At 65.3% G+C, this 26,558-nt stretch carries 19 protein-coding genes; 10 read left to right on the forward strand and 9 right to left on the reverse strand.

Annotated features, from left to right (window positions below; genetic code table 11):
• Window positions 1–2: 2 nt before the first annotated feature.
• Window positions 3–533, forward strand: a complete 531-nt coding sequence (locus ACFSQR_RS14470; protein WP_377730624.1) for a FixH family protein — start codon at window positions 3–5, stop codon at window positions 531–533.
• Window positions 534–613: 80 nt separating this feature from the next.
• On the opposite strand, the gene fnr is transcribed toward ACFSQR_RS14470, so the two are convergent.
• Window positions 614–1,384 (reverse strand): fumarate/nitrate reduction transcriptional regulator Fnr, encoded by a 771-nt coding sequence (gene fnr, locus ACFSQR_RS14475; protein WP_377730625.1) that lies wholly within the window; start codon window positions 1,382–1,384, stop codon window positions 614–616.
• A 74-nt stretch (window positions 1,385–1,458) separates the two neighbouring features.
• On the opposite strand from fnr, the gene ACFSQR_RS14480 reads away from it, so the two are divergent.
• Window positions 1,459–2,568, forward strand: coding sequence for a hypothetical protein (locus ACFSQR_RS14480; RefSeq protein WP_377730626.1), 1,110 nt, complete (start codon window positions 1,459–1,461; stop codon window positions 2,566–2,568).
• A 16-nt stretch (window positions 2,569–2,584) separates the two neighbouring features.
• Here the strand turns inward: ACFSQR_RS14480 and ACFSQR_RS14485 are convergent, their stop codons facing one another.
• From ACFSQR_RS14485 to ACFSQR_RS14495, 3 genes are all read right to left on the reverse strand, one after another.
• Window positions 2,585–3,916: an erythromycin esterase family protein gene (locus ACFSQR_RS14485; protein WP_377730627.1), complete on the reverse strand. Its 1,332-nt coding sequence runs from the start codon at window positions 3,914–3,916 to the stop codon at window positions 2,585–2,587.
• A gap of 2 nt (window positions 3,917–3,918) precedes the next feature.
• Window positions 3,919–4,623: a phosphoribosyltransferase gene (locus tag ACFSQR_RS14490; protein ID WP_377730629.1), complete on the reverse strand. Its 705-nt coding sequence runs from the start codon at window positions 4,621–4,623 to the stop codon at window positions 3,919–3,921.
• Window positions 4,624–4,716: 93 nt separating this feature from the next.
• Window positions 4,717–4,887: a hypothetical protein gene (locus ACFSQR_RS14495; RefSeq protein WP_377730631.1), complete on the reverse strand. Its 171-nt coding sequence runs from the start codon at window positions 4,885–4,887 to the stop codon at window positions 4,717–4,719.
• Between the two features lie 590 nt (window positions 4,888–5,477).
• On the opposite strand from ACFSQR_RS14495, the gene ACFSQR_RS14500 reads away from it, so the two are divergent.
• From ACFSQR_RS14500 to ACFSQR_RS14510, 3 genes are all read left to right on the forward strand, one after another.
• Window positions 5,478–7,568, forward strand: coding sequence for an ATP-dependent helicase (locus tag ACFSQR_RS14500; RefSeq protein WP_377730632.1), 2,091 nt, complete (start codon window positions 5,478–5,480; stop codon window positions 7,566–7,568).
• A 130-nt stretch (window positions 7,569–7,698) separates the two neighbouring features.
• Window positions 7,699–8,094 (forward strand): hypothetical protein, encoded by a 396-nt coding sequence (locus ACFSQR_RS14505; RefSeq protein ID WP_377730633.1) that lies wholly within the window; start codon window positions 7,699–7,701, stop codon window positions 8,092–8,094.
• A 79-nt stretch (window positions 8,095–8,173) separates the two neighbouring features.
• Window positions 8,174–8,317, forward strand: coding sequence for a hypothetical protein (locus ACFSQR_RS14510; RefSeq protein ID WP_377730635.1), 144 nt, complete (start codon window positions 8,174–8,176; stop codon window positions 8,315–8,317).
• Between the two features lie 409 nt (window positions 8,318–8,726).
• Here ACFSQR_RS14510 and ACFSQR_RS14515 read toward each other — a convergent pair whose 3' ends face one another.
• Window positions 8,727–9,269, reverse strand: a complete 543-nt coding sequence (locus ACFSQR_RS14515; RefSeq protein WP_377730636.1) for a phosphohydrolase — start codon at window positions 9,267–9,269, stop codon at window positions 8,727–8,729.
• On the opposite strand from ACFSQR_RS14515, the gene glpD reads away from it, so the two are divergent.
• Together glpD and ACFSQR_RS14525 are read left to right on the forward strand one after the other, a co-directional pair.
• Window positions 9,268–10,890 (forward strand): glycerol-3-phosphate dehydrogenase, encoded by a 1,623-nt coding sequence (gene glpD / locus ACFSQR_RS14520; protein WP_377730638.1) that lies wholly within the window; start codon window positions 9,268–9,270, stop codon window positions 10,888–10,890. The genes ACFSQR_RS14515 and glpD overlap by 2 nt on opposite strands.
• A 72-nt stretch (window positions 10,891–10,962) precedes the next feature.
• A complete protein-coding gene (locus tag ACFSQR_RS14525) occupies window positions 10,963–11,349 on the forward strand; it encodes a hypothetical protein (protein WP_377730639.1) in 387 nt (128 codons plus the stop codon).
• 85 nt (window positions 11,350–11,434) lie between these two features.
• Here ACFSQR_RS14525 and ACFSQR_RS14530 read toward each other — a convergent pair whose 3' ends face one another.
• Window positions 11,435–14,089, reverse strand: a complete 2,655-nt coding sequence (locus ACFSQR_RS14530) for a M1 family metallopeptidase (RefSeq protein WP_377730640.1) — start codon at window positions 14,087–14,089, stop codon at window positions 11,435–11,437.
• 164 nt (window positions 14,090–14,253) lie between these two features.
• On the opposite strand from ACFSQR_RS14530, the gene ACFSQR_RS14535 reads away from it, so the two are divergent.
• Entirely contained in the window at window positions 14,254–14,955 is a 702-nt protein-coding gene (locus ACFSQR_RS14535; protein WP_377730641.1) for a glutathione S-transferase family protein, read from the forward strand.
• 23 nt (window positions 14,956–14,978) lie between these two features.
• Window positions 14,979–15,605 carry a glutathione S-transferase family protein gene (locus ACFSQR_RS14540; protein WP_377730642.1) on the forward strand — a complete coding sequence of 209 codons (627 nt, stop codon included), beginning with the start codon at window positions 14,979–14,981 and terminating at the stop codon, window positions 15,603–15,605.
• 51 nt (window positions 15,606–15,656) lie between these two features.
• On the opposite strand, the gene ACFSQR_RS14545 is transcribed toward ACFSQR_RS14540, so the two are convergent.
• From ACFSQR_RS14545 to ACFSQR_RS14555, 3 genes are read right to left on the reverse strand one after another with little or no spacing between them, the layout of a single operon-like run.
• Window positions 15,657–16,511, reverse strand: a complete 855-nt coding sequence (locus ACFSQR_RS14545) for a CheR family methyltransferase (protein ID WP_377730643.1) — start codon at window positions 16,509–16,511, stop codon at window positions 15,657–15,659.
• On the reverse strand, window positions 16,499–21,397 hold the full coding sequence (locus tag ACFSQR_RS14550) for a response regulator (RefSeq protein ID WP_377730644.1): 4,899 nt from the start codon (window positions 21,395–21,397) through the stop codon (window positions 16,499–16,501). Before ACFSQR_RS14550 ends, ACFSQR_RS14545 begins: the two co-directional genes overlap by 13 nt.
• A complete protein-coding gene (locus tag ACFSQR_RS14555) occupies window positions 21,390–23,228 on the reverse strand; it encodes a putative bifunctional diguanylate cyclase/phosphodiesterase (RefSeq protein WP_377730645.1) in 1,839 nt (612 codons plus the stop codon). The genes ACFSQR_RS14550 and ACFSQR_RS14555 overlap by 8 nt, the downstream gene beginning before the upstream one ends.
• A 230-nt stretch (window positions 23,229–23,458) precedes the next feature.
• On the opposite strand from ACFSQR_RS14555, the gene ACFSQR_RS14560 reads away from it, so the two are divergent.
• A complete protein-coding gene (locus ACFSQR_RS14560) occupies window positions 23,459–26,497 on the forward strand; it encodes a CHASE domain-containing protein (protein WP_377730646.1) in 3,039 nt (1,012 codons plus the stop codon).
• Window positions 26,498–26,558 lie beyond the last annotated feature (61 nt).

Raw genomic sequence — 26,558 nt, forward strand, 5'->3', positions numbered from 1 at the left:
GGATGGAACAGCAGGACACGCAACAGACGCCCTGGTACAAGCAGCGCTGGCCATGGCTGCTGATGATCGGCCCGGCCTGGGTGGTAGTGGGCGCGATCATCATGATCACGCTGGCATCGCGCACGCCGGACGCGCTGGTGGTGGACGACTACTACAAGCGCGGCAAGGCGATCAACCAGGACCTGAGCCGCGACCGCGCGGCAGCGGAACGCCAGCTGCAGGTCGAAGCGCGCTACAACCCGGCGAGCGAGCGGCTGGAAGGGGTGCTCAGCGCCGCAGGGAAGCCGATGGCGGCCGCGCTCGACATCCAGCTGGTGCATTCCACGCAGCCGGACAAGGACCTGAAGCTGGCTGCCCGCAGCGACGGGGAGGGACGCTTCTCGGTGCCGCTGCCGATGCTGGAGCGGGCCCGCTGGCAGGTGATCGTGGAGGGCGAAGGCCGCACCTGGCGGCTGACGGGGGAGTGGCGTTGGCCGGACGAGCAAAACGTGACGCTGGTGGCTGATGCGGAGCGTTCGCCACTGGTGCATTAAGTTGGGACACGAAAGGGCGCTTGCGCCCTTTTTCGTTATGCGGGGACGGTCCCTGGAGGGATAGTCCCCCTTGGGGCTGGCTAGTCCGAGCCGCCGGGACAGGACTCGGTGCCTGCCGCGATCGCTTTCAGCTGGACCGGATCGATGATCGTCACCTCGCGCTTGTCGACCTTGATGCAGCCTTGCTTCTTGAAGCGCGACAGCAGGCGGCTCACGCTTTCGATGGTGAGCCCCAGGTAGTTGCCGATGTCCTCGCGCGACATGCGCAGCGCGAAACTGGTGGACGAGTAGCCGCGCGCCGCATAGCGCGTGGACAGGTTGACCAGGAAGGCGGCGAAGCGCTGGTCCGCACGCATGTTCCCGAGCAGGAGCATGACGTTCTGTTCGCGTGTGATTTCCTGGCTCATGATGCGGTGGAAGTGGCGCAGCAGCGTCGGCACGTGGCCGAACAGGTCCTCCAGGCGCTCGAACGGAATCTCGCACACCTCGCTGTCCTCCAGCGCCACCGCGTCGCAGTGGTGGTGGTCCGAGCTGATCGCATCCATGCCCAGCAGCTCGCCGGCCATCTGGAAGCCCGTGATCTGCTCTTCGCCGCGCGCGTTGACCTGGTAGGTCTTGAAGTGGCCGAAGCGGATCGCGTACAGGTTGCGAAACGGCTGGTCGACCTTGTACAGCCGTTCATCCTTGGCGACACGGCGGCGCCCTCCGATGATCTGGTCGAGGCGGTTGATCTCGTTGTCTTCGAGTCCGAGCGGAAGGCACAACTGGTGCATGCTGCAGCTCGAACAACTCGCTTTCAGCGCGCCAAGGTTGATCGACGACTGCGGAACATATGGAAGTGGCTGGCTCATGGGCGCTATTATAGAAGGACTGGCGGTGCCGTGCTCAGCGGCCATGCGCTTATTCCCGAATACTCCATTAATACATGACAAAAACACAAAATCCCGCAGACGAACCCGATCACGATGTCGACGACGAGGCGGCGGTCCGCGCCCTGACCGACCTGGCGCTCGAATGCGCACGCAAGAAGGCCGAGGTGGCCTCCCTGCAGCGCGAAGTGCGCAAGCACTTGTTGAAGAAGCACGACGACGTGCTGTACGACGCGATCGAGGAAGCGCGCGACATGGCCGATGGCACCCACGCGCTGCTGCGCGAGACGGTCGAGGAATCGGCGTCGACCGTGCTGCTGCGCAGCCGGCAGGCGCGCGGCGATGCGCCGGACATGGAGATCAACGCCTTCGCCATTCCGCTGTTCGTGCGCAGCACGGGCGGCCTGCGCGCCGAACAGGGCTTCGAAGACCAGCAGGCCTACGAACAGCTGCTCGACAGCTTCACCGCGCAGGGGCTGGAAAGCCCGGATGCGCGTGTGGTGCTGATCCAGCACTGGTATGACCTTGCCGAGATGGACCGCATCAGCTACGCCAGCCTGCACGAGATCGTGCGCGAGGTGGCGAACGGGATGGACGAACGCAAGGTCAAACCGATGCCGGCGCTCGAGCGCAGCATGAGCGGCTGGGATAGCGCGCCATTCGCGCCGGACGACGAGGCGCTCGAGCTGCGCTTCCTGCTTGGCTTCTCGCTCAAGCGCGTGGACGACAAGTTCTACGCGGTGCCGAAGGGCGAGGCGCAGGCCGACGACTACTTCGAGCGGCGCATGGAACGCTATCGCGCGTGGACCGCCATGGCCGAACCGCTGCTGGCGCGGCTGCTCGCGCCGGGACGCGAGATCGAGATCAGCTTCCTGTACCAGGACCTGTTCCATGGAGCCAAGGAGCAGGGTGCGAACGAGCTGTTCATGCTGCGCATGATGGCAGGTGCGCGCGCGCTGATGGAGGAGGGCGGCATCGATCCGGGCAGCGTCGGCGCCACCGTTTCGGCGGCGGACGAGGGCCACGTCGTGCGGGCGGAGCTGCGCGATGCGTCGGGCGCGGTGCTGGCCACGTTCGACCGGCCGCTGGATGCGCCGGACCAGCTGGAGGCAGTGGTGGACGACGTGGCCGATGCGCTCGCGTCCATCGGCATCCGTCGCGTGTAATAGGCGTTTCTACACCCTAGAAGCCGGATGGGTAGGTCTCCGGCGGCTCTTCGCCTGCCATCGCGCCGCGGTCGATCGGCGTCACGGAATCGGTGCGGTCGAAGTGCAGGATCGCGTCGAACTGCTGCGGCAGGCGCGACATGAAGTAGTGGCTCTGGCGCTCGGTGCGCGGCAGGTAGACGACGCCGATCGCGCGCTGGAGCCGTTCCTGCATCAGCGCCTCGGTCGCGTGGTTGTGCTCCCGCAGCGGCAGGTAGAAGCGTTCCATGCCCGCGCGATGGAACACATCCTCATAGCTGTGCGGCAGGCCCGGGTTGACGCGCTTGCGCTCGGGCGGCTCGTCCCACGCCGACGCCGCGGTCACGTAGCCGTGGTAGGTCGAAAAGCCGATCAGCACCACTTCATCCTTGCCCCACTGCTGGCGCGCCAGCTGGCCGACCGTCCACTCTCCCATGCGACCCACTTCGGTCGCGCGCGCGTCGCCGATGTGCGAGTTGTGCTCCCACACCACGATGCGGGCCGGTTCGCCCGCCTGGATCGAGAGGTGGCGGTCGAGCGCTTCCAGTGTCTCGGCCATGTGGCGGTCGCGCAGGTTCCACGACGAGATCCGGCCGCGGAACATGGTGCGGTAGTACTCCTCGGCGTTGTGGACCAGGCGCGCATTCTGGTGCGCGGCGAAGAACTCGTCGGCGCCCGCTGTGCGCGCATAGTCGCCGGCGCGCTGCTGCAGTTCGCGCAGCTGGTTCAGCACATCCTGTTCGCACGATTCGGACATGCCGATCCCCGCCGCATAACCGTAGCGCTGGCTGTCCGCATGGTAGTGGTCGAAGCAGGCGTAGCGTTCTCGCGCATTGCGCGCCGCTTCCGGATCGACCTTGCCCAGGTAGCGCAGCACTTCCTCGATCGAGGTGAACATGCTGTACAGGTCAAGTCCGTAGAACCCCACCTTGCCGTGCACCCCGTCGTTGTGGCCGCGCAGCCATTCGACGAAGTTGACCACGTCGGTGTTGCGCCACATCCAGGTGGGAAAGCGCCTGAAGCCGTCCAGCGACTGCACCGCGTCGCGGTCCTCGCTTTCGCCGCGCACGTAGCGGTTGACGCGGTAGGCGTCGGGCCAGTCGGCTTCCACCGCCACCGCATGGAATCCCTTCTCGGTGATCAGGCGCTGCGTGATGCGGGCACGCTCCTCGTAGAACTCGTGCGTGCCGTGGGTCGCTTCGCCGAGCAGCACGAAGCGCGCGTCGCCCACCAGGTCCAGCAGCGCGTCGTAATCGCGCGCGCTGCCTTCCAGCCCGGTGGCGTGGTTGCCGATGGCGTCGGCGAGGGTGGTGTCTTTGATGCTGGGCATGGCTAGCGCGTGAACTGGGTGGCGATTTCGGCTTCGCGCTCGGTTTCAGCGTCGTCGGGATCGCGCGCGGCCTCCAGCAGCTGCTGGACCTCCGCATCGCTGGTCTGGTCGAAGTGGCCGTACCATTCGCTCACCGCCCGGAACATCATCGGGGCGCTCAGGCAGACCACGTCGTCGACTTCGGCGGCGATCATGTCGCGCGAATCGGGCGCTGCGACCGGCACTGCCACCACCACCCGGGCCGGCTTGTGGCGCTTGAGCGATTCGACGGCGACGCGCATCGTGGCGCCTGTCGCCAAGCCGTCATCGACCAGGATCACGGTCTTGCCGGTGATGGAGCGCGGCTTGCGCCCGCCGCGGTAGGCCAGCTCGCGCCGCTCGATCTCCTGCGTCTCGCGGTCGATCACCTGTTGCACCACCTGGGGCGGCACATGCATCTGCTGGACCACGGAAGTCTGCAGCACCCGCACGCCGCCGCTGGCAATCGCGCCCATCGCATATTCCTCGTGGCCGGGCAGGCCGAGCTTGCGCACCAGCAGGATATCGAGCGGAGCGTGCAGGGCGGTGGCGATCTGGTAGGCGACCGGCACGCCGCCGCGGGGCAGGGCCAGCACGACCACGTCGTCACGGTTGGCGTAGTCCGTGAGCTGGCGGGCGAGCTGGGCGCCGGCGTCCTCACGGTTCTTGAAGTGGTGAAATTCGTTCATCCGTTTGCTCGCGGGTTAGGAATTGTCGCAATGATTATAGGACCCGCCCCGTGGGCGGGAGGGTTCGGTTGCCGCAGGCAATATCCGTTTTGCTCAGCCGCCGCCGATGCCGCGCATCACGCGTCCGGTACCGCCGCATTCCTGGCACGGTTTGCCGTCCTCCATCTTTCCCGTTCCTGCGCAGTGGTCGCAAATGCCTTCGCCTGCGCCAACGGTACCCGGCTCGGCTTCGTCGCCCGGGTTGAGACGTTCATGTGGTTCCATGGTGCCCTCCTGTCGATGCACTAATTTTAGGCACGCGGGTGGCGCAGGGGCGCGCCTTTGCCCCACGGTATAAAGGCTTCAGCCGCCCGCCCGGCTCGCGTCGGCGCATTCCTACAGGCACTTTTCGGACACATGGACCGGAAAGCCGTCGAGCGAAGGCTGCGTTAGCGCCGGACTTGTCATTTTTTTATCAAAAGGATTGCTCTGGAAGGCATAGATAACCGATGGTTATTCACAAAAACGGCTGACCGGATGGCGCGGGAAAAAAGTTCGGCCGCTGCCGCGGCCTTCATCTAAGTCATTGATTTGCATGGGGTCCGGAAGCTGCCTCAAGAATGGGCACTTTGTTGGAAGCCGCATCACTGCTGGGTTCCCGCGTGTCAAGCCCGCATTGTCCACAAAGTTATTCACAATCAGTGTGGATATCATAAAAAGTCGTTTGTGTTCAGCCACTTAGCGTGAGCGGCGTATCCGCGTGGCAACAAGTTTGTAGGAGTATTCCCCGTCGCTCTGACATTCCAACTGAAAAAAACCTTGCGGCGCAGTACTGGATAAATGTACAGTCGTGACAACCGTCAATTTCTCTTTGTATGTCCGCCGTCATCGAATCCCCGCCCGCAGTCGATCCATTCGCCAGCCTCAACGAGGCGCAGCGCGAGGCCGTCGAACACGACATAGCATTGCCGCCAGGCCAGGTCCGGCCCATGCTGGTGATCGCCGGCGCCGGCTCCGGCAAGACCAACACGCTCGCGCACCGCGTCGCGCGGCTGATCGCGGCGGGGGCCGACCCGCAGCGCATGCTGCTGCTGACATTCTCGCGCCGCGCGGCGCAGGAGATGGGACGGCGCGCGGGAGGCGTGCTGCAAAAAGTGATGAAGCTGTCGCCGTCTGCATCGCCGGCCACGCTGCCGTGGGCGGGTACCTTCCACAGCATCGGCGCGCGCCTGCTGCGCGAATACGCCGGCCGCATCGGACTGGAAGACTCGTTCACCATTCACGACCGCGGTGATTCGGAAGACCTGATGGGCCTCGTGCGCCACGACATCGGCCTGACCCAGACCGCCAAGCGCTTCCCGCTCAAGGGCACCTGCCTGTCGATCTATTCGCGCGTCGTGAACACGCGCGAGCCGCTGGGCGAGGTGCTGCAGTCGGCCTTCCCCTGGTGCTCGGAATGGGAAGAAGACCTCAAGCGTCTGTTCGGCGCCTACGTCGACGCCAAGCAGGAGCAGAACGTTCTCGATTATGACGACCTGCTGCTGTTCTGGGCCGAGATGGTGGCCGACCCCGAGTTGGGGCCGGAAGTGGGCGCGTTGTTCGACCACGTGCTGGTGGACGAGTACCAGGACACCAACCGCCTGCAGGCCGCGATCCTGCAAGGCATGAAGCCGCGCGGCGAAGGCGTGATGGTGGTGGGCGACGACGCCCAGTCGATCTATTCCTTCCGCGGCGCGACCGTCCGCAACATCCTCGACTTCCCCAAGCAGTTCGGCGACAACACCCGGGTCGTCACCCTGGACCGCAACTACCGCTCCACCCAGCCGATCCTGGACGCCTCCAACGCCGTCATCGCGGCGGCCGTCGAGCGGCACACCAAGACGCTGTGGACCGACAAGGTATCGACCGCCAGGCCGCAGCTCGTGCTGATCCCGGATGAAGCCGAACAAGCGCGCTGGGTATGCAACCGCATCCTCGAACACCGCGAGGCCGGGATCGCCCTGACCCAGCAGGCGGTCCTGTTCCGCGCCGCCAGCCACTCGGCCGCGCTGGAGCTAGAGCTCATGCGGCGCAATATTCCGTTTGTCAAATTCGGCGGCCTCAAGTTCCTCGAGGCCTCGCACATCAAGGACGTCCTGGCGGTCCTGCGCTTTGCCCAGAACCCTAACGGCCGCATGGCCGGCTTCCGCGTCGCCCAGCTCATCCCGGGCATCGGTCCGGCGACCGCCACGCGCCTGCTGGACGCCATCGGCGAAGCGGCTGAACCGGTGGCCGCAGTGGAAGCGTTCGACGCGCCCGCCAAGGCCGGCGGCGAATGGCAATCCTTCGTCGAACTGTACCGCGCCTTGCGCACGCCGGGCCTGCGCTGGCCGGCCGACATCGAACTGGTGCGCAACTGGTACATGCCGCACCTCGAGCGCATGCACGATGACGCCAGCGTGCGCGCCGCCGACGTCGAACAGCTGGCGCAGCTTGCGGGCGGCTACGGCTCGCGCGAGACCTTCCTCGCCGAGATCACGCTCGATCCGCCGGAAGCGACCAGCGACCGCGCCGGCCCGCCGCTGCTGGACGAGGACTACGTGATCCTGTCGACGATTCATTCGTCCAAGGGCCAGGAATGGAAATCGGTGCACGTGTTGAACGTCGTCGACGGCTGCATCCCGTCCGACATGGCGACAGGAAGCCAGGCCGACATCGAAGAAGAGCGCCGCCTGCTGTACGTCGCCATGACGCGCGCCAAGGAGCACCTGCACATCGTCGTCCCCAACAAATTCTTCATCAAGCAGCAATCACAGATGGGCGACCGCCACGTGTACGCCGCGCGCACACGCTTCATCACCCCGGCCATGCTCAAGCATTATGAGGAGAGCGTCTGGATGGATGCGAGCACCGTGAAGAGCCGCGCGCCGATGCCTGACAGCGTGCGGATGATGGTGCGCGACCGCGCCCGTAACGCGTGGAAGTAGGGCATACCGTCCCTCAGCACCAGTCCCTCGATCCTTCCTCCACTCCAGCCACGCTTCGGCGGGGCGCGCCGCTTGCAATCCGGCGCAGCGCGTCGATACTGAGGTAAGGAGCCCAATGGGAGGATTGGTCATGAAGAACTTCTCTCGCATCGTACTGGTCGTGATTGCCTGCCTTTCAGCGAACGCATACGCTGCGGGGAGCGGAACACCGGCCGAGCCAGTCAAGAAGTGCGCTCCTGCCGACCTGGATGCCAGGACGCTGGCACGGATCGCCGATGAGCTCGACAAGTTGAAAGATCAGGTCTCGCCGAATACGAGGATTGGCGAAAACCTTTCGGGAGTGTTCAGCCCCATTGCGTTGATTGAAGCGCTGCAAGACGAATTCAATATCGTCCTCACCGAAGAGGAGGAGGAGCGCATCCTGAACGGGACCGTCAAAACGGCGCAGGAAATTGTCCGCGCCAAGCATCGTAAGAATGTCCCGCCCAATTCCTGCCATCGCGACGGCTACGATTTCGACTTGTGAATGTGTCCGGTCCGGTGGACGCGAACCTGACTCCAAATTTTCGTAAGATTACTACTCGGCTGTCGTAATGACGCAGTAGGTGTCAGGGGCAATGGCGCTGCCGGCTGCGATGCATGGGCTGCAGCTGGCCGATGCGCTGACGGGCCAGCCAGTGAAAGTCAGCGGCGGCAAGGTGCGCATCACGGTTCCGGCGCTGTTCGGCAGCGTGCTAGTGAATCGCTAACCGAGGGCCGGGCGTCCGAGCGAGTCAGGATCGCGCAGGATCGGCAAGGATGGGCAAAGATCGGCTCAATTCGGCTTCAATCGCGGCGGATCGGCACCGATCTCACCAATAGCATCAGGTTATTCTTTGATAACGCGAGTAGACCGAAGATGGGCGCAATTAGGCCTCGTTCCGCGCGACTTATCCCCTGACGCGCCGCACAATCAAAATTTCGTCCCGAAAGCGCAGCGCCGAACCAACCGTGGTAGCCAAGTCATTGATTTTTAAAGCATTTGGCTACTGCCGCCGAAACGTGCAGATTGTTACAAACCCCATCGTTACGGGCGTTTTGGCTTGTCAAGCACCCCTTATCCACATGTTTATCCACATTTGCTGTGGATATCGGCAAAAGCCCTGATAAATCCTGCACTTAGCGCCGGCGGTGCGTGCCGGCCGCGAGATCGTACGCTGCCAGGAAGGCCAGCTTGGCGGTGGCCGGATCCATCGCCACGATCGGTTCGGGCAGCGGCGCAATGTCGTCCAGGTAGGCCCAGCGCTCGGCGGAATGGGGCATGAGGTCGCGCTTTTCGGTGGCCAGCGCGATGAGGTCGGCGCGCTTGATCGGCGCGTACTCGCTGAAATCGATGTCGAAGGTGCGCGCAATGATATCGCCCACCTGCTCCTCGATCTGCGCAAACTGCGGCAGCAGCACCTTGAGCGGCTTGACCATGTCGCCGAGATAAGCCTCGGCGGCGTCGTGCATCAGTGCGGCAAAACGCAGGTGCTCCGGCACCAGCTGCGCGACCACCAGGCTGTGCTGCGCGATCGAGTAGAACTCGCAGGTCTGGCCGTTAAAGCGGCACTGGTAGGCGAGGCCGTGGGCGATATCCTCGATCGCGACCTTGTCGATGCGCGGTTCGAGCGGATAAAAGCGGTTGCCGAGAAATGTGGAAACGTAGGGCGTGGTGATCATGATGCTGCCATCTTACCTGCAGCGAGCGGCGCGCACATTTTCGATTCCTTGTCCCATATCGAATTACAATCGCACCATTGCGCCACGCGCGTACCTGCCGGGAGCGGTTCTGGAACAGATCGATTGCGATGTGCTGGTGGTGGGCGGCGGCATCAACGGCGCGGGCATCGCACGCGACGCGGCCGGGCGCGGCCTGTCGGTGGTCCTGTGCGAAAAGGACGACCTGGGCGCGCACACATCGTCCGCGTCGAGCAAGCTGATTCACGGCGGGCTGCGCTACCTCGAACACTTCGAATTTTCCCTGGTGCGCAAGGCACTGCGCGAGCGCGAGATCCTGCTGCGCAGCGCACCGCACATCATGTGGCCGCTGCGCTTCGTGATGCCGCACGACGCGGGCCAGCGCCCGGCATGGCTGATCCGTACCGGCCTGTGGCTGTACGACCGGCTCGCGCGCCGCGAATTCCTGCCCGGCTCGGAGTCGCTCAGGCTGGCGGGCCACCCGGCGGGGGAACCGCTCAAACCCGAATTCAAACGCGGTTTCGCCTATTCGGACGCCTGGGTCGACGATGCGCGCCTGGTCCTGCTGTGCGCGATGGATGCGCGTGAACGTGGCGCCAACATCCTCACCCGAACCTTGTGCGGCCCGCTGCGCCGCGAGGAGGACAGGTGGCATGCCCGCCTCATGCACGACGACGGCCGCCGCACCGATGTGCGCGCGCGCTGCCTGGTGAATGCCGCCGGCCCGTGGGCGGGAAGCGTCCGCCAACTCGCCACCGGCACATCAGCGGCGCAGCCGCTGCGCCTGGTCAAGGGCAGCCATATCGTCGTGCCGAAACTCTTCGAACACGACTATGCCTACATTTTTCAGAGCGCCGACAAGCGCATCGTGTTCGCGCTGCCGTACGAGCGGGACTTCACACTGATCGGCACCACCGACCTGGATTTCACGGGAAGCCCGGACCACGTCGCGATCGGTGACGCCGAAACCGCGTACCTGTGCGCCATCGCCAGCCAATATTTCCGCAAGCAGCTGGCGCCGGCGGACGTGGTCTGGTCGTACTCGGGCGTGCGCCCGATCGCGGATGACGACGCGGGCGATCCCTCGTCCGCCACGCGCGATTTCCGCTTCGAATACGACGCCGACGGCGCCCCGATGCTGACCGTCCTGGGCGGCAAGCTCACCACCTTCCGCAAGCTGGCGGAGGAGGCGGTATCGCGCATCGCCCCCGGGCTGGGCGCGCCGCGCGGGCCGTGGACGGAAGGCGCCGTGCTTCCGGGCGGCGACCTGTTCGGCGAACGCCCAAGCAATCGCAGCGTGCTCGAATTCGGGGAGTGGCAGCGCGGCATGCGCCTGCGTTATCCATGGCTGCCGCTGGACGCATTTCGACGCTATTGCCGCGCTTACGGCAACCGGATGAACCGGCTGCTCGAGCATTGCCGCTCGATGAACGACATGGGGCCGGAGATCGTGCCCGGCCTGTACGCGGCGGAAGTCTATTACCTCACGACGCAGGAATGGGCAGTCAGCGCGCAGGACATCCTGTGGCGCCGCACGAAGCTGGGCTTGCATGCGCCAGCCGGCAGCGAGGGCGTGCTGGCGGCGTGGCTGGCGAGCCACTGATAAACCGCGCACGCACGTCGGCCGCCATGTTATTGTCCTGCCCAACAATAACTCCCATGAACTGGCGCCCAGATGCAAATCGTCTTCTTCTTCCTCTTCCTGTTGCTCGTCCTGGGGATGCTGGCTGCGGTGGCGAAATTCGCGGTGTTCCTGTCCCGCTCCGGGACCCTCAGCTGGAAGCACAGCCTGTTCTTCGCGGGATTCCTGTTCACGCTGTCGATGGCGATCCGGGTCTTCCTCAACTTTTATCCGCTGCCTGAAGAGCTGCCGCCGCTGGTGCGGGCAGGCTTCGGCCTGGCGCTGACGACCACCTTCGCCGCGTTCTTCTTCCGGCACCATATCGTCGCTGCCGATGGCGCAGCGGTGAGCCGTGCGGCCGGCATCAAGGCCGCCGGTGTCTGGGCCGGCCTCTTCATCCTGCTTGCCATTCCCATGGTGCTGCTGGCGCCACGGCCTTGAATGCGCCGCACGCGGCTCACGCTCGTGCTCCTGCCGGGCCGCGAGCCGGGCCGGCGCATTGCGCCGCCCGGCAGCGTTCAACCGGTCAGTGCGCAGCCAGCCACTTGTCGATCTTCGGCAGCAGCTCGTTGCGCACCTTGATGCGGGTGGCGATGTTTGCCGCCGCGGTTTCTGCGTCCCGGCGCGAGGTCGGGGCGAGGTGCTCCTGCGCGTATTTCTCCAGCTTGGCGATGGTGGCCTGCTCGCCGGAGTCGCCCGCGAGCCGCGGAATGTAGCGGCTGCGCGAGGTGGCATCGACACGCTCGTTGACCTTGGCGAGATTCGCGAGCGCGAAGTCGAGCGCCATTTCCGGGTGGTTCTGCGCCACCGTCGCGATCATGTCCGCGCTGTTGGTCACGCCCGGCTCGTCGGTCAGCGCCAGTTCCAGCGCGCGCTGCGCCAGCGCCTTATCGGCCGGCGACGCGAGCAGCTCGTAGTAGCTGTCCTTGATCAGCTGCGATTTCTCGGCGCGTGCCGCCGCCCGCAATTTGTCCCAGGTGGCCGCATCCGCGTGGTAGGCAACGACATGCATGATGGTCTTGCGCAGCGGCCCTGGCATCGCGGAAGGGTCGGTTGCCGACGCTGCATAGCGGCGGCGCGCTTCGGCGATGACGGCCGGGTCGCCCAGCTGGCCGAGCGTGACAATCAGCTGCTCGCGCAGCGTCGCGATGGTTTCCAGCTCGCCCTTGCGCGCGGTCCAGCCGGTTTGCTCCATCACCGGACGCAGGCGCTTGAGGGCGTAGGCGCGGAACTTCTGCTGGCGTGCCTCGTCGCCGCGATAGCGGTCGTCGAGCCCGTTGAACACGCCGGCCACGCGCCCCCATACCTGCGGGTCTGCCGACAGCGGCAGCGTGTTGGCCAGGTCGAAGAAATTGGCCGGATCCTGCACACCGGCCATGCCCAGCGCCCAGCTATCGGACAGGATGCCCAGCTGGTCGATCGGCTTGACCTTGGCGAAGTCTTTGGCAAGGCGCGCGAACAGCGCATCCGAATACACGGTCCGGTAGTAGCCCGCCTGTCCGGCGTTGATGACCAGCGGTCCGCAGCCCGGCACAGTGAACGTGCCCTTGCCGCCGGAGACCAGTGTGCGCGCGGTCGAGATGGAGCCGACGGTCTGCGCGACCACCGGCACGCGCCACGCGAGCGGCTGTTTGCCCGGACGGTCGCGCGTGAATTCGTCCTGCGTCACGCTGACCTGTGTGTTACCGCTCTTGCAGGATGCGTCCGCAACGCGCAGCATCGGCACGCCCGGCTGCAGCGTGAAGTCGTGCGCGATTGCGGTGATCGGCTTGCGCGCCGCCTTTTCGATCTCGCGCCACAGGTCGTCCGACACCGTGTTCTGGTACGCATACTTCTTGATGTACGCACGTACGCCTTCGCGCCAGGCGGTCTCGCCCACATAGTTCTCGAGCATGCGGATGACCGCTTCGCCCTTCTGGTAGGTGATGTTGTCAAATGCCTGGCTGGCCTGTTCCACCGTGTCGATCTTCTGCACCACCGGGTGCGTGCTGGCGACCGAATCGCGGTTCATCGCATCCTCGCGCACGGCGACGGCGCTCAGGTGGCTGTTCCATTCCGGATGCAGCTTCTCGGTCATGCGGCTTTCCATCCACGATGCGAAGCCCTCGTTCAGCCACAGGTCGTCCCACCAGCGCATCGTGACGAGGTTGCCGAACCACTGGTGCGCCATTTCGTGCGCGTCGATCTGGAAGGCGCCTTGCTTGTCGCCCTGCGTGGAAATGGCAGGGTCGAGCAGCAGCGCGTACTCGAAGGTGAAAATCGCACCCCAGTTCTCCATCGCACCGAAGAACTGGCTGCGCCCCGGCGCTGCCACGTTATCGAGCTTTGGCAGCGGGTAGGGCACGCCGAAGTAGCTGTTGAATTCCTTGAGTAGCTTGCCCGATTCGTCCAGCACGTACTGGGCCTGCTTGATGTTGCCGCGCTTGGTGACGACGCCCAGTTCGGTGCCGGCCACCACCTTGGTTGCGCGTTCGAAGTCGCCCAGCGCGAAGAACAGCAGGTAGGTCGACATCTTCGGCGAGCGGCCGAACTGCACTTTCTTGCGGCCGTCCGGCAGCTTGCCGGTGCTCTTGACCGGCATGTTACTGACGGCCATCTGGTCGGCCGGCACGATCGCCTCGAGCGTGAAGGTGGCCTTGTACGCCGGCTCGTCCCACGAGGGGATCACGCGGCGCGCGTCGGAGTTCTCGAACTGGGTGTACAGCGCACGCTTCTTGCCCTGTGGCGTGTCGTAGTCGAGCGAGAACAGGCCCACGGCCTGCGTGCCGATCTTGCCGCTGTAGTCGAGCGCGAGCTTGTATTCGCCGCGCGGCAGGGGCTGCGCGAACGTGAAGGTCGCCGTCTGCGCCTGCTCGTCCACCGCGATCTTCGGCTGCTGTGCCATGCCCGATGCGCCGGTCAGTTGTGCCGACGCGAACGCCATCTCGGTCGCGTTGAGCGTGATCGATGCGGTCGGTTCCAGCACGGTCAGCGTGATCGTGGTCCTGGCGGTGTAGGTCGCGTTGGCGGCGTTCGGCGTGATCGACACATCGTAGTGGCTTGGCGCCGTGTGGCGCGGCAGCTGCGTGGTCGCATCGGCTGCGATTGCGCGTGCAGGCGCGTTGGACGGGGCGGGCGCGGCGATGGCCGGGATCGAGGCAAAAGCGGAGAGCAGGGAAGTGACGAGCAGCGTGCGGCGCATTGGAATCCTTCTCACTATATGTATGTAGGGGCGCCGGCATTTTCTGCGGCGGACCGGGCAATCTATCGTTAAATCCGCGTTGATGTCAAACCATTCAGCCGCAAGCGTGGCAGTGGAAAAGGGGATATGATCGCCGTTGCCAAAAAGTGAACAAGGAGATCCGGATGATCGATCTATATTCCGCGGCCACGCCAAATGGCCACAAAGCCTCGATCGCGCTCGAAGAACTCGGGCTGCCGTACGAACTGCATGCGCTCGAGCTGTCGACCAATGTGCAGAAGGAGCCGTGGTTCCTCGCGATTAACCCGAACGGGCGCATCCCCGCCATCGTCGACCGCGCGGAAGACAACTTCGCCGTGTTCGAATCGGGCGCGATCCTGATCTACCTGGCCGAGAAGACGGGCCAGCTGATGCCCACGGACGCCAAGGGCCGTTCGCGCGTGATCCAGTGGCTCATGTTCCAGATGGGCGGCGTCGGCCCGATGATGGGCCAGGCCAACGCCTTCTACCGCTACTTCCCCGAAAAGATCCAGCCCGCGATCGACCGCTACCAGGGCGAGAGCCGCCGCCTGTTCACGGTGCTGGACGGGCAGCTCAAGGACCACGAGTACCTCGCGGGCGACTATTCGATCGCCGACATTGCGCACTTTGCCTGGGTGCGCACCGCGCCATGGTCGGGCGTGTCGACCGAGGGCCTGCCGCACCTGCAGCGCTGGCTGGCGCAGATCGAGCAGCGGCCGGCAGTGCAGAAGGGCGTGCAGATGCCGCCATACAAGCGCGACCTCACGCGCAATGTGGACGATGCGGAAGCGCTGATCAGCGAAGTGCGCGGCATGATCGAAACCGGCCAGTCCAAACAGAAGTAACCCGCCAATAAAAAGGAGAAGCAATGAAGCTCTACGTCAGCCCGTACGCGCCGAATCCGCGCCGTGTCACCATGTTCATGGCCGAGAAGGGCATCACCGGCATCGAGCAGGTATCGATCGACCTGATGAAGGATGAGCACCGCACGCCCGAGTACCTGGCCAAGAATCCGCTCGGCCTGGTGCCGGCGCTGGAGCTGGACGATGGGCGCGTGCTGTCCGAGACGCGCGCGATCTGCACCTACCTCGAGGGGCTGTATCCGGAGCCGAACCTGATGGGCAGGGACGCGGAAGAGCGCGCGTTCATCGAAATGGCGGACCGCCGCGTCGAGTTGCAGCTGTTCCGCGGGATCACCGACTGGGTGCGCCACACGCATCCGGCGCTGGCGACGCTGGAGAGGCCGCAGTTCTCCGAGTTCGGGCTGGCGCAGGCGGGCAAGGCGCGCGACAAGCTGCGCTGGCTGGACGAGGTGCTGGGCAAGCAGCAGTACGTGGCGGGTGACCGCTTCACGATCGCCGACATCACGGCCTACTGCGGGCTGGAGTTTGCCAAGGCGCTGGTCAAGCTGCGGCCGGGCGAGGAGGGGCTGGTCAATGTGCAGGCGTGGCGGGACCGGATCCATGAGCGGCCGTCTGCCGCCGCGTCGAAGTAATACAGGCCGTGGGACTGTCCCCGCAGGACCGTCCCACCCGACCAAACCGTATTACGCGATGCGCTTGTACCAGGGCTCGCTCGGAAACACCGGCTGGTAGCGACCATGCAGCGCATCGCCCGGCTCGAGCATGCGGTCGATGCCCAGCACCCCGAACAGCGCCAGGCTGTCGTGGAATAGTTGCAGCACCCGCGCGCGCAGCACGGGGCCGTAGTCCGGCAGCGAACGCCGGCAGATAATCATCTGGAACTCGTTGGGCGAGGCATCCGTCACCAGGTTGTACTGCGCCCAGGTGATACGGCTTTGCAGCCGCGGCAGCAGCGTTGCGCGCTTGCCCTTGATGACGAAGTAGTCGGCCAGGTTGCCCGTGCCTCCGCTCTTCAGGTAGGCCTCCTGGTACTCATCCATCCGCTCCACCGGGATGCTCGCTCCGGCCGCTTCTGCCGCCGCTTCCTCGCTTGGGAAGGTCGCATAGATCTCGGTGCGGCGGTGGAGCTGCTCTTCGGCCAGCAGGATCGCCAGCGACCACGCAGCCTCCGGCCCGGCACAATCGGGCATCCACACCTTGGGAACCGGCGACGCGTGCAGGCAGGCCAGCACGATGCGCATCAGGCGCGCCTGCTCCGGGTCGTCGAACAGCAGCGCCGGCTGCACCGACAGCGCGCGCAGCAGGTCCGAGCTGACGCCGGCCTGGTGCAGCACCGCGTGCTGCAACAGCGAGACGGTCTGATGCCCGTGCGACTGCATCAGCGAGTGCAGCCTGCGCCGCACGCTGGCGCGGTCGAAGGAGCGGAAATCGAAGCCGTAGCGCTGGTAGACTGCCTCCAGCAGCAAGTCGATCTCCAGCTCCTCCGTGGCCAGGACCGCGCCCGGGTCCATGATCGGGAGCCGCGTCAATGCAGCCACACTCGCATCAGCGACAGCAGCTGCGCCACGTCCACCGGCTTGGTGATGTAGTCGGACGCGCCGGCGGCAATACACTTGTCGCGGTCACCCTTCATCGCCTTCGCGGTCAGCGTGATGATCGGCAGCGAACGGAACTTCGGAATGCGGCGGATCGCCCGCATCGTGTCGTAGCCGTCCATCTCCGGCATCATGATGTCCATCAGGACGATCTCGATGCTCGGGTCCTTCTCCAGCACCTCGATGCCGTCGCGGCCGTTCTCGGCGAACAGCACCTGCATCTGCTGGCGCTCCAGCAGCGAGGACAGCGCGAAGATGTTGCGCAGGTCGTCGTCGACGATCAGCACTTTGCGTCCGGCGAGACCGCCATCCTGCGCGTGGATCTCGTCCAGGATGCGGCGCTGCGCTTCCGGCAGGCTGGCGTGCGAACGGTGCAGGAACAGCGCCGTTTCGTCCAGCAGGCGTTCCGGCGAGCGTGCGTCCTTGATCACGATGGTCTTGGCGTATTTCTTGAGCTTCGCGACTTCGCGCTTGTTCAGTTCCTTCGCCGTGTAGATCACGACCGGCACGTCGCGCAGGGTCTTGTCCTTGCCGATCGTGTCCAGCAGGTCGAAGCCGGAGATGTCGGGCAGGGTCAGGTCCAGCACCATGCAGTCGAAGTGGTTGTTCTTCAGCGCTTCCAGCGCCTCGGCGCCATTTTCGACGGCGACGATGCGGATGTCCTTCGCGCCGATCAGCTCCACGATCGAATCGCGCTGCGCCTGTTCGTCATCCACCACCAGCAGGCTGCGCTTGCCGCCCAGCAGGAACTTCTGGATGCGGGTGAACTCTTCGTGCAGCGCTTCCTTCGACACCGGCTTGTTGAGGTAGGAGATGGCGCCCTGGCGCAGCGCCTTCTCGCGCTCGCGCATGCTGGACATCACGTGCACAGGGATGTGGCGGGTGCTCGGGTCGCGCTTGAGGCGGTCCAGCACCGTGAAGCCGTCGATGTCCGGCAGGTCCAGGTCGAGCAGGATCGCGGACGGCAGGTAGTCGCGCGCCAGCGACAGCGCCGAGTCGCCCTTGTGCGTGACGATGCCCTTGAAGTTCTTTTCGCGCGCATAGTCCAGCACCACCTTGGCGAAGCGGTCGTCGTCCTCGATGATGAGCACGGACGGGTCGCCCGGCGCCACCAGGCCCCGGTCGTCTAGCATGTTGCCGTATTCGACCGGCGGCGCCGAGCTGCTTTCGTCCAGCACTTCGACGGTGGTGACGTCCATTTCGCGCGCAGGAGCGTACACCACGTGCGACGGCAGGGCCGCTGCAGGGCGTGCGACCGGCTGGCGCGCCAGGTCGTAGTTGATGAAGCCTGCGCGGTTGTACGGCAGGTACAGGGTGAAGGTCGATCCGGAGTTGACCACCGACTCCACGCGGATCTCGCCGCCCAGCAGTCGCGCCAGTTCACGGGAGATGGACAGGCCAAGGCCGGTGCCGCCGTATTTACGCGCGGTGGAGCCGTCGGCCTGCTGGAACGCTTCGAAGATCAGCTGCAGCTTGTCGGACGCGATACCCACACCGGTATCCTTGACCGAAAACGCCAGCACCGCGTCGGCGTGCACCAGGTTCGGGTGGTCGCTGGTCCAGCCGGAATCGGCCATCGAGATTTCCAGCTCCACCTGGCCGTGGCTGGTGAACTTGAACGCGTTCGACAGCAGGTTCTTCAGGACCTGCTGCAGGCGCGTGGTATCGGTCATCACGGAGTTCGGCAGGTTGTCCGCCAGTTCCACCTTGAAGCCGAGGTGCTTCTGTTCGGCCATGTGGCGGAAGGTACGCTCCACGTAGTTGCGCAGGTTCGAGAAGCGGTACTCGGACACGTCCAGCGTGACGGTACCGGATTCGATCTTCGACAGGTCGAGAATGTCGTTAATCAGGGTCAGCAGGTCGGAACCAGAGCCGTGGATGGTCTTCGCGAATTCCACCTGGCGCGGCGACAGGTTGCCTTCCGGGTTGTCGCCCAGCTGCTGCGCCAGGATCAGCAGGGAGTTCAGCGGGGTACGCAGCTCGTGCGACATGTTCGCCAGGAACTCGGACTTGTACTTGGAGGACAGCGCCAGCTGGGTGGCTTTTTCTTCCAGCGCCAGCTTTGCCTGTTCCACCTCGCGGTTCTTGCGTTCCACCTCGATGTTCTGCTCGGACAGCAGGCGCGCCTTCTCCGCCAGCTCCTGGTTGGTCTGCTGCAGTTCCTGCGCCAGCGACTGGGACTGGGTCAGCAGCGATTCGGTACGGCTGTTCGCCTCGATGGTGTTCAGGACGACGCCGATCGATTCCATCAGCTGGTCCAGGAAGGACAGGTGGGTCTCGGTGAAGCGGTCCAGCGACGCGATCTCGATGACCGCCTTGACCTGCTGTTCGAACAGGATCGGCAGCACCACGATGTTGGTCGGCGGCGCCGCGCCCAGGCCGGACGAGACCACGATGTAGTCGCGCGGCACGTCGGTCAGCCAGATACGGGTCTTCTCGACCGCGCACTGTCCCACCAGGCCTTCGCCCGGCAGGAAGGAGGTCGGCAGCTTGCGGCTTGAACGGTAGCCGTAGCTGGCGATCATGCGCAGGCGTGCGTCCATCTCCTGCGAGTCCATCATGTAGAACACGCCGTGGTGCGCCGACACCAGCGGCGCCAGTTCGGACAGGATCAGCTTGGTCACCGCGCCAAGGTCGCGCTGGCCCTGCAGGAGTCGCGTGAAGCGCGCCAGGTTGGTCTTCAGCCAGTCCTGCTGCGCGTTCTTCTGCGTGGTCTCCTTCAGGTTTCGGATCATCTCGTTGATGTTGTCCTTCAGGTAGGAGACCTCGCCGCGCGCTTCCACCTGGATGGAACGGGACAAGTCGCCTCGCGTCACTGCGGTTGCCACCTCGCCGATCGCGCGCATCTGGTTGGTCAGGTTCGCCGCCAGCTGGTTCACGTTCTCGGTCAAGTCCTTCCAGGTACCTGCCACACCGGACACGTTTGCCTGGCCGCCCAGCTTACCTTCGGTACCCACCTCACGCGCCACACGGGTCACCTCCGATGCGAACGAGGACAACTGGTCCACCATGACGTTAATGGTGTCTTTCAGTTCGAGAATCTCGCCCTTGACGTCCACGGTAATCTTCTTGGACAAGTCGCCTCGCGCCACCGCGGTCGTCACCGCCGCGATGTTACGGACCTGGCCCGTCAGGTTCGACGCCATGAAGTTCACGTTGTCGGTCAAGTCCTTCCAGGTGCCGCCCACGCCCGGCACGTATGCCTGGCCGCCCAGCTTGCCTTCGGTACCCACCTCACGCGCCACGCGGGTCACCTCGGACGCGAATGAGGACAACTGGTCCACCATGACGTTAATGGTGTTCTTCAGTTCGAGAATCTCGCCCTTCACGTCCACGGTAATCTTCTTGGACAGGTCGCCGTTCGCCACCGCGGTCGTCACGTCCGCGATGTTACGCACCTGGCCGGTCAGGTTACCCGCCATCGAGTTCACGCCGTCGGTCAAGTCCTTCCAGGTACCCGCGACGCCTGGCACGTTTGCCTGGCCGCCCAGCTTACCTTCGGTACCCACCTCACGCGCCACGCGGGTCACCTCGGATGCGAAGGAGTTCAGCTGGTCGACCATGACGTTAATGGTGTTCTTCAGCTCCAGGATCTCGCCCTTCACGTCCACCGTGATCTTCTTGGACAAGTCGCCGTTCGCCACCGCGGTGGTCACCTCCGCGATGTTACGCACCTGGCCGGTCAGGTTACCCGCCATCGAGTTCACCGAGTCGGTCAAGTCCTTCCAGGTACCCGCGACGCCCTTCACCTGCGCCTGGCCGCCCAGCTTGCCCTCGGTACCCACCTCTCGCGCGACTCGCGTCACCTCGGATGCGAACGAGGACAGCTGGTCCACCATGACGTTAATGGTGTTCTTCAGTTCGAGAATCTCGCCCTTCACGTCCACCGTAATCTTCTTTGACAAGTCGCCGTTCGCCACCGCGGTCGTCACCGCCGCGATGTTACGGACCTGGCCCGTCAGGTTCGACGCCATGAAGTTCACGTTATCGGTCAAGTCCTTCCAGGTGCCGCCCACGCCCGGCACGTATGCCTGGCCGCCCAGCTTGCCCTCGGTACCCACCTCACGCGCCACGCGCGTCACCTCGGATGCGAAGGAGCGCAGCTGGTCCACCATGACGTTAATCGTGTCCTTCAGCTGCAGGATCTCGCCGCGCACGTCCACCGTAATCTTCTTGGACAAGTCGCCGTTCGCCACCGCAGTGGTCACCTCCGCGATGTTACGCACCTGCGACGTCAGGTTACCCGCCATCGAGTTCACCGAGTCGGTCAAGTCCTTCCAGGTGCCCGCCACGCCCTTCACCTGCGCCTGGCCGCCCAGCTTGCCCTCGGTACCGACCTCTCGCGCCACGCGCGTCACTTCGGAAGAGAAGGAGGAAAGCTGTTCCACCATCGTGTTCGCGGTGGTCGCCGCGCGCAGGTACTGGCCCTTCAGCGGATGGCCGTCGACCTCCAGCGCCATGGTCTGCGACAGGTCGCCTTTTGCCACCGCGCCGATGACACGCGCCATCTCGGTGGTCGGGCGCACCAGGTCGTCGATCAGGGTGTTGACGGAGCTGATGATCGTTCCCCAGCCGCCCTGCATGTTCGGCACGGCGGCGCGCTGGGTCAGGCGGCCTTCGCGGCCCACCACGCGCGAGACCTCGGTGATGGTCTTGACCATCCGCTCCTTGGTCTCGATGATCTCGTTCAGCGTATCGGCGATCTTGCCGGAGATGCCGGTCAGGTCGCTCGGCATGCGCGCGCTGAAGTCACCCTTCCTGAGTGCCATCAGTGTTTGCAGCAGCAGCTTGGCATCCAACTCTTCGGCAAATTCGGTCATGTTATTCATTGACTAAGTCCTCATTCCTGGGGATGGTGGGGTGAAGCATGTAATTATGCACTGCCGCGAACTCCGGGACGGAATGCGCAGGCAGCGGGGGAGAGAGCAGGTCGCCCTGGTACTGGTCGCACTCGTGCAGGCGCAGCGTGTCGAGCTGCTCCTGGGTCGAGACGCCCTCTGCCACGGCGCTGAGTTTCAGGGCGTGGGCCATGTGGATAATGGCCGCAACGAGGTCCGCGCCGCCGGGGTGATGGCCGATCCCCTCCACGAAGGACGGGTCCATCTTGACCAGGGCGAGCGGGGCCTGCTGCAGCGTGGCGAGCGAAAATGCGCTGCGGCCGAAGCCGTCGAGCGCAAGCCTGGCGCCGGCGCCGGACAGCTCGCGCAGCTGGCTGGCGGCGCTGCCGTCTTCGAGCAGCGCGGCGCCCACTTCCAGTTCCAGCCAGCCCTCCGGCAGGCCGCTGTCGGCCAGCTGGCGCAGCAGCCGTTCGGTGGACTCCGGCACCAGGCTGGCGAATTCCAGGTTGAGCGCGAGCGGCAGGGCAGGCAGGCTGCTGCGCCACTGGCGCGCATGGCCGGTCAGTTCGCGCATCGCCCATTCGTTGAAGCGCTCCTGGAGGCCGCGGTCGTTGGCCTCGGCCAGCGGGCCGCTCGCGGCAACCAGTCCGTGGCGGGGATGATTCCAGTAGGGCAGGGCTTCGATTCCGGTCAGGTGGCCGCTGGCGACCGCCGCGCGCGGGGCGTAGTACAGCTCCAGCTGGCCCAGTTCCAGCGCCTCGTGCAGCTCGCCGACCAGGCGCGTCCGCTCATTTTCCTGCTGGTCCTGCTCGGCACAGAAGAATGCGATGCCGCCGCGCTGTTTCTGCTTGGCGAAATACATGGCGCTGTCGGCGCGCTGCATCAGGAGCGTGGCGTTGACGCCGTCTTGCGGGTAGAGAGCGATGCCGATGCTGGCGCTGCACGCCAGCGGCTTGGCGCCGATGTCGAACGGGCGCGTGTGCGCCTGCTCGATCTTGCGCGCCACCCGCGCGGCATTCTGGTGCGCGCCGCGGCCTTCCAGCAGGATCACGAATTCGTCGCCCCCCAGGCGCGCCACCACGTCCGAGGCGCGCACCGCGGCAGTCAGGCGGGAGGCGACTTCGCGCAGCAGCTGGTCGCCCACTTCGTGGCCAAGGGTGTCGTTGACCTGCTTGAAGCGGTCGAGGTCCAGGTAGAGCAGCGCGAATTCGGTATCGTGGCGCTCGGCCGAGGCCACCGCATGCTCGAGCTGGGCGATCAGGGCGCGCCGGTTGACCAGGCCGGTGAGCGGGTCGCGGATCGACAGCTCGTGGGCGCGCTGTTCGGCCAGGCGGCGTTCGGCCACCTCCTGCTCCAGCACGCGGTTGGCGCGTTCGAGTTCGCGCACGCGCTGCACCTTCAGGTTGCGGTACAGCTGTTCCAGCTCGCCGGTGCGCTCGAGCAGCTCGGCGTTCTTGCGCGCCAGTTCGACGAACACCGCCACCTTGGCCTGCAGGATGCGCGGCACCAGCGGGGTAAACAGGTAGTCGACCGCGCCCATGCCGTAGCCTTCGACCTTGTGCAGCTCGTCGGCATAGTATGCGGTGATGAAGATGATCGGCACGTGCGCCGAGCGGGGATGGGAGTGGATCGCGCGCGCGGTTTCAAAACCGTCCATGTCCGGCATGTCCACGTCGAGCAGGATGACCGCGAAATCGTGGATCAGCACCTGGCGCAGCGCATCCTGCCCCGAGCCGGCGCGCACCAGCTGGTATTCGCGCGCACGGTCCTGTCCCGAGAGCACACTTTCCAGTGCGGTCAGGCTCGCGGCGTCGTCATTCACCAAAAGAACCTTTGGTATCTGCACAGTGTTGAATTCCGAATTGTCGGCAAGCAGTTTCAAGGCGGAGAAAATCGAAGATACCTGAGTGGAGACGCGAGTCAAGGAAAAATTGATTTACCAAGGGGCACGAAAGCGTACCGGAATGTAATTTTCCGCGCCGCACGATTGAAAACGGACTCGACTTTGGGTGATATGATCGGATCGACTCCTGCTTACTCCCCCGATTTGCCATGACCCAGGCACAACTGCGACTGGACAGCCACCCCGGTGGCCGCGCCGCCGGCTCCTCGCGTGCGCTGCTGTGGGGCGTGGGCATGGCGCTGTCGGCTTTTGTCGGGATGGCGCTGTACGTGGCGGCCGAGCGGATCGTGGAGGAAGATGCGCGCAGGCGCTTTGAACGCATGGCTTTTGCTGCGCAGGCCGGGCTGAAAGTGCGCATCGAGACCTACACCAACACCGTGCGCTCGGTGGCAGCACTGTTCCGCGATCCCGACACGCCGGTCACGCGCACCCGCTTCCATCGCTTTGTAGAGGGACTGGTGGCGTCGCCGGCCCGTCCCGCCATCAGCTCCTTTACCTATGCCGTGCGCCTCGAGGACGCGGCGCGCGACGGATTCGAAAACGCCGTGCGCAGCGACCGCAGCCTCGACCCGGCAGGCTATCCCGGCTTTTCGATCTGGCCTGCCGACCGCAGACCGCAATACGAGGTGGTGACCTTCATCGAGCCATCGGACGTGGGTCACGAGCGCTTCGGCTTCGACATGTACTCGGTCCGCCGGGTCGCCCGGTCGCTCGACGCCGCAAGGGACAGCGCCGGCGTGGCTGCTTCCGGCTATCCTATCCCCATTGCCAACCCCAGACCCCACCACGCACTGAGCATCCGGGTGCCTGTGTACAGGACGGGCGCGCCGCCGGCGACGCTGTTGGAGCGGCGGCGCGCCTATGTGGGATCGGTCGGGGTGCGCTTCAGCATCCCCGGCCTGGTCGAGGGCACGATTGCCGAACTGGCGCGGCGCGGCATGCGGCTGGCCCTGTACGCCACGTCCGAAGCCCCAGGGAGCGAGGCGTCGCCCGTCCTGCGTCCTGCCGACAAGCTGCTGTACGACCGCAACCGACCGGTAGGCGGCCCGCCGGAGCAGCCGGACGAGAATGGCCGCTTCCACCTGGTGTTGCCGGTCGATTTCTGCGGTACGCTCTGGAAGGCGCACTTCAGCGCCCGCAAGCAGGACCTGTACACGGACTTCGACGAATCGCTCCCGGTGGTGGCGATGCTGGCGGGCGGCGCCGGCACCATGCTGGCGTATGCCTTCTTCTTCACGCTGTACTGGTCGCGCCGCAGCGCGATCGAACAGCGCACCCTGCTCGATACGGTGCTCGACAGCGTGGATGCCTATGTGTACATGAAGGACCTCGACCTGCGCTACATCTATGCCAACGCACGGTCCGCCCGCGCCATCGGCAGGAAGGTGGAGGACATCATCGGCAAGCGCGATACCGAATTGTTCGGCCCGGAGAAGGCGCGCGAGTCCTGGGAAATGGACCGGGAAGTGTTCGACACCGGCCGGGAGCACGTGGCCGAACGCGAATTCACCGCGCCGGACGGGCGCAGGATGGTGCTGTGGTCCGTCAGGGCGCCGGTGGTCATCGATGGCGAAGTGCGCGCCGTGATCGGCCTGTCCACCGACATCACCGAACTGCACCGGCTGAAGGCGCAGGCCGATGCCGCCAACCGGGCCAAGAGCAACTTCCTGTCCAACATGAGCCATGAGATCCGTACCCCGCTCAACAGCATCATCGGCATGGCGCACCTGGCGCTGCGCTCCGTGGCCGATCCCAAGCAGCGCGACTATCTGGAAAAGATCCGGCATTCAGGTAACCACCTGCTGGGGATCGTCAACGACATCCTCGACTTCTCCAAGATCGAGGCCGGCAAGCTGGAACTGGAGCTGCTCGACTTCGGGCTACACACGCTGCTGCGCAATGTGGAGGGGCAGATGGGCGATGCGGCGGGGGCGCGCGGCCTGCGGCTTGAATTCGAGGTCAGGCCGGGCGTGCCGCCATGGCTGCGCGGCGACCCGCTGCGGCTGGAACAGGTCCTGATCAACTTCGTGGGCAACGCGGTCAAATTTTCGGACCATGGCGTGGTCCGGACCACGGTGTCGCTGGAGCAGGGGCAGGAGGACGGCGGCAGCTCCGACAGCGTGCTGGTGCGATTCGAAGTGCGCGACAGCGGTATCGGGCTCGGGCCGGAGGAGCTCGGCGGCCTGTTCCAGCCATTCCATCAGGGCGACCAGAGCACCACGCGCCGCTACGGCGGCACCGGCCTGGGACTGGTGATCAGCAAGCAGCTGGCCGAGCTGATGGGAGGGACGGTGGGCGTGCAGAGCGCACCGGGGGAGGGCAGTACTTTCTGGTTCACCGCCCGCCTGGGCCTGGGCGCGGCGATGGAACAAAACGGCGAGGACAGCCTGCCGCCCGACCTTGCGGCGGCGCTGGAAGGGGCCCGCATCTTGCTGGTGGAGGACAACGTGTTCAGCCAGCAGGTCGGGCGCGAACTGCTTGAAGACGCGGGTGCCACGGTGCTGGTCGCCGCGAACGGCAAGGAAGCGGTCGACCTGCTGCTCAAGGAGCGCTTCGACTGCGTATTGATGGACGTGCAGATGCCGGTGATGGACGGCTTTGAGGCCACGCGCCTGATCCGATCCGACCCGCGCCTGAAGGACACGCTGGTGATCGCGATGACGGCCAACGCGGGCAAAGAGGATTTCGCGCGCTGCATCGAGGCCGGCATGGACGACTTCATCACCAAGCCGGTCGCGCCCGCGCAGCTGCTGGGGACCGTTGCGCGCCGGCTGGCGCAGCCCGGCCGGGAGCGTGCCGGCGGGCCGGCCCCCGCCGAACCGCCGGAGAAAGGGTGGGACGCCACCCTGTTCGACATGGCTGCGCTGTCCGCGACCTTCGCGGGCGACCACGGGCGCATGCGCAAGTTCGCGCTGCTGTTCCTCGATTCCTCGCGCAGCGGGCTGGATGAGCTGGACCAGGCGCTCGCGCAGGGCGACCTGCGCCGTGCCGCCGGCCTGGCGCACCGGCTCAAGTCCCCGGCCCGCGCAGTGGGCGCGGCCAGCTTCGCCAGCCTGTGCGCGCAGCTGGAAGACATTGGCCACGACGGCGATCCGGCCAGGGCCGGCGCCATGGCGCGCGACCTGCGGCGGCTGGCGGCGCGGCTCGATAGCCTGGTCAAGGCCAGGATCGAGGCCGGCGAGCTCTGAAGGCTCTACCGCGGGAGCGGCAAAAGCGCTATGCTTCTGCAGTCCTCCACCCTCCCTCGCC

Source organism: Pseudoduganella sp. GCM10020061 (assembly GCF_042683405.1).
GTDB lineage: Bacteria > Pseudomonadota > Gammaproteobacteria > Burkholderiales > Burkholderiaceae_D > Telluria.